Annotated in this window: 1 protein-coding gene; it reads left to right on the top strand. The window is 63.5% G+C overall.

The window, feature by feature from the left end; all coding sequences use genetic code 11:
* The first annotated feature begins 217 nt into the window (after nucleotides 1-217).
* Nucleotides 218-1,765, top strand: a complete 1,548-nt coding sequence (locus N878_RS18940; RefSeq protein WP_008328818.1) for an IS91-like element ISPps1 family transposase — start codon at nucleotides 218-220, stop codon at nucleotides 1,763-1,765.
* Nucleotides 1,766-1,953: the final 188 nt, after the last annotated feature.

Below are 1,953 nucleotides of genomic sequence, written 5' to 3' on the forward strand. Positions count from 1 at the left end.
GGACATCGGCAAGACCATCCACCCGCATCCGACGCTGGGCGAGAGCATCGGCATGGCGGCGGAAGTGGCGCATGGCAGCTGCACGGATGTGCCGCCTGCGCGCAAGTAAGTCCGCAGCCAAGCTACCCTGACAAGGCCCGAACTGGCGACGGTTCGGGCCTTGTGCTTTGCGTACCCAAACAATCGCCGCAGAATACTGTGCATTTGTACAGCATTCATGTCAGCCACTTCCAAGCCCAAGCTCTACAACCCACGCCACCCCGAACGCACGCTGCTGTACCAAACGGTAGCCGAGCACTACGAGACCTGGCTAGAGTTGGCCAGCGCGGGTCAGTTCGACGGCCAGGGCGACCACCACACCCCCAAGCCCTTCGTGCGCAAAGCGTTTGCCAAGTATCTTGAGTGCGGCATCTTTGCCCATGGCTTTGCCCGCGCTCGCTGCGGCGACTGTGGGCACGACTACTTTGTAGCCTTCTCCTGCAAAGGCCGGGGAGTCTGCCCCTCGTGCACCACCCGGCGCATGGTGGAGACAGCAGCGCACCTGAACGATCACGTATTCCCCCGCCTGCCGGTGCGCCAGTGGGTGCTCTCCGTGCCCAAGAGGTTGCGGTACTTCATGCAACGCGACGGAGCGGTGCTGAGCATGGTGCTGCGCATCTTTCTGCGGGTGATCGCACAAACTCTGCAGACCCACAGCCCCGGTGCGGCCCATATGGACAAGGCAGGCCTGCACATCGGTGCCATCGCCTTCATTCACCGATTCGGCTCCAGCCTCAATGAACACGTCCACTTCCACGTTTGTGTGGTGGACGGGGTGTTTGAGGAAGTGGAGGGCGAGGGCGATGCTGATGCGACCCCTCGAATCTCATCGCCGGGTGTCATCTTTCACGCGGCCACCGGCATCGATGCGGCTACCGTGGCCCCAGTGCAGACCACACTGCAAAAACGCATCCTGCGCGCCTTCGTTGCTCGGGGCCTGCTGGAGAACTGTGACGCCAAAGACATGCTGGGCTACAAACACAGCGGCTTCTCGGTGGACGCCGGTGTCTGCATCGAAGCCCACGACCGCGCTGCGCTGGAGCGGCTGCTGCGCTATTGCGCGCGTCCACCGTTTTCCATGGAGCGCCTACGCAAAGAGGGAAGCAAACTGGTGTACCGCTGTGCCAAACAGCGCAGCGAGCCCACCAGTGACAAGCGTGGTGCCAAGGCAGATGAGCTGCACCTCACACCGCTGGAACTGATCGACCGCATCGCCGCGCTGGTGCCACCGCCACGCACCCACCGGCACCGCTACTTTGGTGTGCTGGCACCAAACTCGCCGCTGAGAGCGGCGGTAACGGCGCTGGCTCAGCCTGCTGCGTCGCAACCAGCCACGGTGGAGACTGCACAACCTGGCGCGGGCGTACCTGGGGTGGCGGCGCCGGGCAACGCGGCCACACCCACACCCGAACCTGAAGCACGCCCGAAGCGAGCGGCGCATTACTTGTGGGCGGTGCTGATTGCCCGCATCTACGAGGCATTTCCGCTGCTGTGCCCCATGTGCGGTGGGCAGATGCGCATCATTGCCTTCATCACCCACAGCGCCGAAATCCGCCACATCCTGAACCACATCGGGGTGGAGTCTGCCCCCCCGCACATCACCCCGGCACGCGGGCCACCGCTGTGGGAGGGCTGCGACGCGCCGGTGGATGATGGTGCGCAAGGCGAGCCGGATTGGGATCTGGCAGCTCAACCCGACGAGGTAGACCAGCGCGTCAATTGGTGACCCAGTGAAGCGGCGGTATCCATCGCTGCGGGGAAGCAGCTGCACGCGCGCCAGGCCCAAATGCATACTGCCTCCCAAGCTCTTGCCATTGAGCGGCAAGCGAGCGCTCAACCTTCCTTGGCCGAACGTGTTTCGAGGCCCAAAACTCGTGCCATACTTGGCCTCATGCGGTTGAATTTCCTATCCGT

Source organism: Pseudomonas sp. EGD-AK9, from assembly GCF_000465935.2.
GTDB lineage: Bacteria > Pseudomonadota > Gammaproteobacteria > Pseudomonadales > Pseudomonadaceae > Aquipseudomonas.

Excerpts from the sequence above, each read along its gene's own strand:
- N878_RS18940 (WP_008328818.1), top strand. The coding sequence starts at position 218 with ATGTCAGCCACTTCCAAGCCCAAGCTCTACAACCCACGCCACCCCGAA.